The following is a 7,578-nucleotide window of genomic DNA, read 5'->3' on the forward strand; positions in this document are numbered from 1 at the left end:
GTAGGAGCGGCTTTAGCCGCGAGCTTTTATAACCACAAAAATGCAAAGGGCCGCTCGATGCGGCCCCTTTCATTTCTATAGTTTACTCACTGCTCCAGCACGATCTTCGGCGCCCATTGCATCCAGGGTTCCTGCGGTTCATCGAATAACGCGAAGGTCTGCCCAGGTTGCGCCGGCCCACCCATCTCTGGATTGTTCGGCGTGGCAAAAGCGATACCGCCCTCGATCAACGCTTCCAGTGACTCGGTACGCACCTTTAGGCCCTTGAACAGCCCGGCATCGACACCAATACCGCTGGCGTTCCAGAAGCGGCTACCCGAACGTACCAAGGGCGCGTAACGCGGTTCGATCAGCACATGGATCAGCACGCGATCCGAAGTCGGCCCAAGTTCGAAATCCACCACCTTGCCCACCGGCACCTCGCGGTAACTGACGATCACGCCCGGCTTGATCGAACCACGCCGTGGCGCGCTCAACACCAGGCGCAGGCCTTCCTCGCGCACGGCCTGATTCGGCGCACTGGCGAGCGCGGTGAACTCGGTACGGCGCGCGCCCTTCTGCGCCGAGGGCTGTACTTCCAGATACTGGCCGCTGACCAGCGTCCCGAGGTTCGCGGCACGGGTCAGGCTCAACTCCGGCTTCACGACCCAGAAGCGCGTGCCGTCACGGGCAATCTGCTCGGCGGCCTGGGTGATACGAACATTGAGAATCACTGCTTGCAGGTCATCGGTCAGGCTGAGGTTCTCGACCTTGCCGACCTCCAGACCTTTGTAGCGCACCAGCGTACCCGGTTGCAGGCCATCGCCATCGGCGACGCGTATGGTGATCTGCTGACCCAACTGCAAAGCGCTGTCGCGATCGGCGTGCAGGGCAAAGCGTTGCACCTGGCGATCCGACCTGGCCGCTTGTAGGTCAGGCGTCTCGAAAGCGATACCGCCTGCAAGCAGGGTCTGCAGCGACTCACTCTTGACCTCGACACCAGACAGCCCACCCTTGAGGGTGATGCCGCTGGCGTTCCAGAAGCGCGTGGTGGTATTCACCAGATGCACATAATCAGGCTCGATATGCACGCCGAGTACCACCTGGTTGTTATCACGCCCCAGTTGATAACTCTGCACCGAGCCGACCTTGATCTGCCGGTAGAGCACCGGGCTGCCGACCTCGATGGAACCGAGCTGATCGGTGAACAACACCAGGTGCAGGCCCGGCGCCCCAAGATCCAGAGGCGGAGCTTTGCTGCGCGCGACGAAGTTACGTGCCGGCGGCTTACCCTTCTCGCCCGGTCGTACAGCGATGTAGTTACCCTTGACCAGCGCTTCCAGGCCGGTGATTCCAGCCAGCGAAATGGATGGTTTGACCACCCAGAACTCAGAGCCTTCGACCAGGTACTCCTCGGCCAGCGGGTTGATGGTCAGCTCCGCCGTGGCACTATTGAGATCACGGTCGACCTTCATGGTTTTCAGCGAGCCCACCTGGATGCCCTTGTACATCACCGGCGTACGACCTTCCTGCAACCCTTCGAAGTCGGTCAGCGTCACCATGACCTTGATCCCGGCCTGCGCCTCGTCATAGTCCTCGTACAGACGGAATGGCAGTGCCGGATCGGTAGGCGGGCTGTCCTTGCGGTGCTCCGGCGTGGCGAATGCGATACCGCCGGCAACGATACTGGCCAGCGACTCGCTGCGCAGCTTGAAGCCGGACAGGTCGGCGTCGACGCTGATCCCGCTGGCATTCCAGAAGCGCGTATGTTTGCGCACCAGATTGGCGTAGGCAGGCTCGATGAAAACCTTCACCTCGACGGTGCTCTGGTCTTCGCCCAAGGTGTAGCTTTTCACCCGACCGACTTGAATCTGCCGATAGAACACAGGGCTGTCGCGATTGAGCGAGCCGAGCCGATCGGCCTTCAGCGTCAGGTGCAGACCAGGCACATCATCGCCCATCGGCGGCTCCTGGGTCAGGGCGGTGAAACTCTTGCTCGGCTCGCCATCGCCTGGACTAAAGGTGATGTAGTTACCTGACACCAACGTCTCCAGGCCACTGATCCCTGCCAGGCTTACATTCGGTTTGACCAACCAGAAGCGCGTACCGCTGCGCAGGTACTGCTCGAGCTCCTTGTTGACCTCAAGCGTGGCGACGACGCCCCTGTTCTTCTCGCTGCTGTCGAGGCTAATGGCCGTCACCTTGCCGACCGCCATGCCCTTGTACATCAGCTCGGTCTTGCCGGCCTGGATGCCCTCGCCACTGGCGAATACCAACTCGACCTGAATGCCGGCGTCACTGTAGGCGCGCCAGGCCAGCCACCCACCGATCATCAGTGCAATCAGGGGCAAAACCCAGATGGCCGACCAATTCGAAGCAGGACGCGTCTTGGCCAGAGGAAGGTCAGTCATGGTCGGTTTCCGTGTTGTCCCAGATTAGGCGAGGGTCGAAAGTCAGTGCAGCCAACATGGTCAGGATGACCACACTGGCAAAGGCGGCCGCTCCGGCTCCAGCTTCGATGCTGGCCAGGCTGCCAAAATTCACTATCGCCACCAGAATGGCGATGACGAATATATCCAGCATCGACCAGCGGCCGATCCATTCGATAAAGCGGTACATCAGAATACGCTGACGCGCCGACATCGGCTGATGGCGCTGAACCGAGTACAGCAGCAGCGCGATCCCGACCAGCTTGAACGTCGGCACCAGAATACTGGCGATGAACACCACCGCAGCGATTGGCAGCATGCCCAGGTGAATGAGTTCCACCACCCCGCCCATGATGGTCGCCGGCGAGCCCTTGCCCAGGCTGTTGACCGTCATGATGGGTAACAGGTTGGCTGGAATATAAAGAATCGCCGACGTCAGCAACAGCGCCCAGGTACGCACCAGACTGCCTGGCCGACGCTCATGAACCCTGCCACCGCAGCGACTGCAATACTGATGTTCGGCCTCGGTATCGACCGGATTGAGCTGATGACACTCATGACAGACCAGCAATCCAGCTTCAATCGCCCGCATGGATGTCCTCCCCGGACAAGGCTTGCCAAATCTGATGCGGCGACATGGTCACCTCCAGCCAGACCTGCACCAGCAACAGCGCGATAAAACAGAACAACCCCAGGCCGATACTCAGGTCCGCCAGATCCATCAGCTTGACCATCGCCACCAGGATGCCCATCAGATAGACCTCGAGCATCCCCCACTCACGCAGATGGTGGTAGATACGATAAAGCAGCAGTCCGTAGCTACGGGCAAAATCGAGACGAATGCTGAGCAACACCAGCAGTTGGCAAATCAGCTTGAGCAGTGGTACGGCCATGCTGCAGAGGAACACCACCACAGCGATGCCTTGCATACCACTTTCATACAAACCGATCACACCGCTCCAGACCGTATCTTGCGAGGTCTGGCCCAGTAGATTGAGCTGCATGATTGGCAGGAAGTTCGCGGGGATATAAAGCAGTAGAGCCGTCAGCACCAAGGCCAGACTACGTCGAACGACGTGATGGCGATGGCTGAACAACTCATACCCACACTGCGGACACTCGGCGCTTTCTCCATCCTGCAGTACCGGCTTGCGCATCAGCAGATCGCACTCATGACAGGCAATCAACTGTTCGAGCGGCAAAGATGACAAGGAAGGTTCGGGTGGCGAGTCAGACATGAAAGTCCCCTGCAGAATTCACGCATTCTACCCGAGCGACACCAGACGCCGACATATCGTAGGGAGCGGTGCGCGCAGCGCACCCTACGCGAAGCGCTATTTTCCACACCACAAAGAAGAAACCCCAGACCGCTAGGCGATCTGGGGTTTCGTATAGGAGCTTGACGATGACCTACTCTCACATGGTGAAGCACCACACTACCATCGGCGATGCGTCGTTTCACTACTGAGTTCGGGATGGGATCAGGTGGTTCCAACGCTCTATGGTCGTCAAGCAATTTGTTGCTGTCTCGGGGTTAGCCGCTACAGCGAATTGGGTATGTGATTCGTAATTTGTAGTTCTTGCAAACTTTCGGCTTTCTGTCGACTTCACCATCGACACCCTCTGCTTTGAGGGCAGATTGTTTGGGTGTTATATGGTCAAGCCTCACGGGCAATTAGTATTGGTTAGCTCAACGCCTCACAGCGCTTACACACCCAACCTATCAACGTCGTAGTCTTCGACGGCCCTTTAGGGAGCTCAAGGCTCCAGTGAGATCTCATCTTGAGGCAAGTTTCCCGCTTAGATGCTTTCAGCGGTTATCTTTTCCGAACATAGCTACCCGGCAATGCCACTGGCGTGACAACCGGAACACCAGAGGTTCGTCCAACCCGGTCCTCTCGTACTAAGGTCAGCCCCTCTCAAATCTCAAACGTCCACGGCAGATAGGGACCGAACTGTCTCACGACGTTCTAAACCCAGCTCGCGTACCACTTTAAATGGCGAACAGCCATACCCTTGGGACCGGCTTCAGCCCCAGGATGTGATGAGCCGACATCGAGGTGCCAAACACCGCCGTCGATATGAACTCTTGGGCGGTATCAGCCTGTTATCCCCGGAGTACCTTTTATCCGTTGAGCGATGGCCCTTCCATACAGAACCACCGGATCACTAAGACCTACTTTCGTACCTGCTCGACGTGTCTGTCTCGCAGTCAAGCGCGCTTTTGCCTTTATACTCTACGACCGATTTCCGACCGGTCTGAGCGCACCTTCGTACTCCTCCGTTACTCTTTGGGAGGAGACCGCCCCAGTCAAACTACCCACCATACACTGTCCTCGATCCGGATAACGGACCAGAGTTAGAACCTCAAGGTTGCCAGGGTGGTATTTCAAGGATGGCTCCATGAGAACTGGCGTCCCCACTTCAAAGCCTCCCACCTATCCTACACAAGCAAGCTCAAAGTCCAGTGCAAAGCTATAGTAAAGGTTCACGGGGTCTTTCCGTCTAGCCGCGGATACACTGCATCTTCACAGCGATTTCAATTTCACTGAGTCTCGGGTGGAGACAGCGCCGCCATCGTTACGCCATTCGTGCAGGTCGGAACTTACCCGACAAGGAATTTCGCTACCTTAGGACCGTTATAGTTACGGCCGCCGTTTACCGGGGCTTCGATCAAGAGCTTCGCTTGCGCTAACCCCATCAATTAACCTTCCGGCACCGGGCAGGCGTCACACCCTATACGTCCACTTTCGTGTTTGCAGAGTGCTGTGTTTTTAATAAACAGTCGCAGCGGCCTGGTATCTTCGACCGGCATGGGCTTACGTAGTAAATACTTCACCCTCACCGGCGCACCTTCTCCCGAAGTTACGGTGCCATTTTGCCTAGTTCCTTCACCCGAGTTCTCTCAAGCGCCTTGGTATTCTCTACCTAACCACCTGTGTCGGTTTGGGGTACGGTTCCTAGTTACCTGAAGCTTAGAAGCTTTTCCTGGAAGCATGGCATCAACCACTTCGCATTCTAAAAGAACGCTCGTCATCAGCTCTCGGCCTTGATCTCCCGGATTTACCTAAGAAATCAGCCTACCACCTTAAACACGGACAACCAACGCCGTGCTGGCCTAGCCTTCTCCGTCCCTCCATCGCAGTAACTAGAAGTACGGGAATATTAACCCGTTTCCCATCGACTACGCATTTCTGCCTCGCCTTAGGGGCCGACTAACCCTGCGTCGATTAACGTTGCGCAGGAAACCTTGGTCTTTCGGCGTGCGAGTTTTTCACTCGCATTGTCGTTACTCATGTCAGCATTCGCACTTCTGATACCTCCAGCAAGCTTCTCAACTCACCTTCACAGGCTTACAGAACGCTCCTCTACCGCTCATCCAAAGGATGAACCCGTAGCTTCGGTGTATGGTTTGAGCCCCGTTACATCTTCCGCGCAGGCCGACTCGACTAGTGAGCTATTACGCTTTCTTTAAAGGGTGGCTGCTTCTAAGCCAACCTCCTAGCTGTCTAAGCCTTCCCACATCGTTTCCCACTTAACCATAACTTTGGGACCTTAGCTGACGGTCTGGGTTGTTTCCCTTTTCACGACGGACGTTAGCACCCGCCGTGTGTCTCCCGTGCTGACACTTGCTGGTATTCGGAGTTTGCATCGGTTTGGTAAGTCGGGATGACCCCCTAGCCGAAACAGTGCTCTACCCCCAGCAGTGATACACGAGGCGCTACCTAAATAGCTTTCGAGGAGAACCAGCTATCTCCGAGCTTGATTAGCCTTTCACTCCGATCCACAGGTCATCCGCTAACTTTTCAACGGTAGTCGGTTCGGTCCTCCAGTCAGTGTTACCTAACCTTCAACCTGCCCATGGATAGATCGCCCGGTTTCGGGTCTATACCCAGCGACTAAAGCGCCCTATTAAGACTCGCTTTCGCTACGCCTCCCCTATTCGGTTAAGCTCGCCACTGAATATAAGTCGCTGACCCATTATACAAAAGGTACGCAGTCACCCAACAAAGTAGGCTCCCACTGCTTGTACGCATACGGTTTCAGGTTCTATTTCACTCCCCTCTCCGGGGTTCTTTTCGCCTTTCCCTCACGGTACTGGTTCACTATCGGTCAGTCAGTAGTATTTAGCCTTGGAGGATGGTCCCCCCATGTTCAGACAAAGTTTCTCGTGCTCCGTCCTACTCGATTTCATTGATAAGAGATTTTCGTGTACGGGGCTATCACCCACTACGGCGGAACTTTCCAGAACCTTCCACTAATCTCAAATCAACTTAAGGGCTAGTCCCCGTTCGCTCGCCACTACTTAGGGAATCTCGGTTGATTTCTATTCCTCAGGGTACTTAGATGTTTCAGTTCCCCTGGTTCGCCTCTTGCACCTATGGATTCAGTACAAGATAACCAGCTTATGCTGGCTGGGTTCCCCCATTCAGAGATCTCCGGGTCATAACGGTTGTTTGCCACCTAACCGGAGCTTATCGCAGGCTACCACGTCTTTCATCGCCTCTGACTGCCAAGGCATCCACCGTATGCGCTTCTTCACTTGACCATATAACCCCAAGCAATCTGGTTACTGTCTCAATCGTGAAGACGACATTCGCCGAAAATTTGCGTCTTGAGAACTACAAATTTTACCTTGACCAGATCAATTGCCAGTGAAAGCAATTAATCAGTCACTTCTATCACATACCCAAATTTTTAAAGAACGATGTTTCGACTGGTCAAAAGACCAGAAATCAACACTCTTCTGCCTCAGCAGGAATGCTCATTTCTGAACTCTTTCACTACGATCAAACTGTAAGTGGTGGAGCCAAGCGGGATCGAACCGCTGACCTCCTGCGTGCAAGGCAGGCGCTCTCCCAGCTGAGCTATGGCCCCGTAAGCATCTGCACCTGAATTGGTAGGTCTGGGCAGATTTGAACTGCCGACCTCACCCTTATCAGGGGTGCGCTCTAACCAACTGAGCTACAGACCTATAACAGGGTCGCGTTACAGCATCGTCTTCTACAATGAATCAAGCAATTCGTGTGGGAGCTTATGAGAAAGCTGAAGTCTTCGATTAAGGAGGTGATCCAGCCGCAGGTTCCCCTACGGCTACCTTGTTACGACTTCACCCCAGTCATGAATCACTCCGTGGTAACCGTCCCCCCGAAGGTTAGACTAGCTACTT

Annotated in this window: 3 protein-coding genes, 2 tRNA genes and 3 rRNA genes (1 of these 8 cut by a window edge); all 8 read right to left on the minus strand. The window is 55.5% G+C overall.

Annotated features, from left to right (window positions below; genetic code table 11):
- Positions 1-86: 86 nt before the first annotated feature.
- Positions 87-2,390: a PqiB family protein gene (locus HS968_RS20635; RefSeq protein ID WP_119695358.1), complete on the minus strand. Its 2,304-nt coding sequence runs from the start codon at positions 2,388-2,390 to the stop codon at positions 87-89.
- Complete coding sequence (locus HS968_RS20640) at positions 2,383-3,000, minus strand: paraquat-inducible protein A (RefSeq protein WP_106736999.1); 618 nt, start codon at positions 2,998-3,000, stop codon at positions 2,383-2,385. Before HS968_RS20640 ends, HS968_RS20635 begins: the two co-directional genes overlap by 8 nt.
- On the minus strand, positions 2,987-3,646 hold the full coding sequence (locus HS968_RS20645; protein ID WP_179622460.1) for a paraquat-inducible protein A: 660 nt from the start codon (positions 3,644-3,646) through the stop codon (positions 2,987-2,989). The genes HS968_RS20640 and HS968_RS20645 overlap by 14 nt, the downstream gene beginning before the upstream one ends.
- A 159-nt stretch (positions 3,647-3,805) precedes the next feature.
- Positions 3,806-3,921 (minus strand): 5S ribosomal RNA (gene rrf / locus HS968_RS20650).
- Positions 3,922-4,062: 141 nt separating this feature from the next.
- Positions 4,063-6,957, minus strand: a 23S ribosomal RNA gene (locus tag HS968_RS20655).
- Positions 6,958-7,210: 253 nt separating this feature from the next.
- A tRNA-Ala gene (locus HS968_RS20660) sits at positions 7,211-7,286 on the minus strand.
- A gap of 20 nt (positions 7,287-7,306) precedes the next feature.
- A tRNA-Ile gene (locus HS968_RS20665) sits at positions 7,307-7,383 on the minus strand.
- An 85-nt stretch (positions 7,384-7,468) separates the two neighbouring features.
- Positions 7,469-7,578 (minus strand): 16S ribosomal RNA (locus HS968_RS20670) (it continues 1,427 nt past the right edge of the window).
- Together the 16S, 23S and 5S rRNA genes with 2 tRNA genes alongside form the textbook arrangement of a ribosomal RNA operon.

This window comes from Pseudomonas berkeleyensis, from assembly GCF_014109765.1.
GTDB lineage: Bacteria > Pseudomonadota > Gammaproteobacteria > Pseudomonadales > Pseudomonadaceae > Aquipseudomonas > Aquipseudomonas berkeleyensis.

What these genes read in the sequence shown, in the direction of transcription:
- HS968_RS20635 (WP_119695358.1), bottom strand. Translation starts at nt 2,390, where the DNA reads ATGACTGACCTTCCTCTGGCCAAGACGCGTCCTGCTTCGAATTGGTCG.
- HS968_RS20640 (WP_106736999.1), bottom strand. Translation starts at nt 3,000, where the DNA reads ATGCGGGCGATTGAAGCTGGATTGCTGGTCTGTCATGAGTGTCATCAG.
- HS968_RS20645 (WP_179622460.1), bottom strand. Translation starts at nt 3,646, where the DNA reads ATGTCTGACTCGCCACCCGAACCTTCCTTGTCATCTTTGCCGCTCGAA.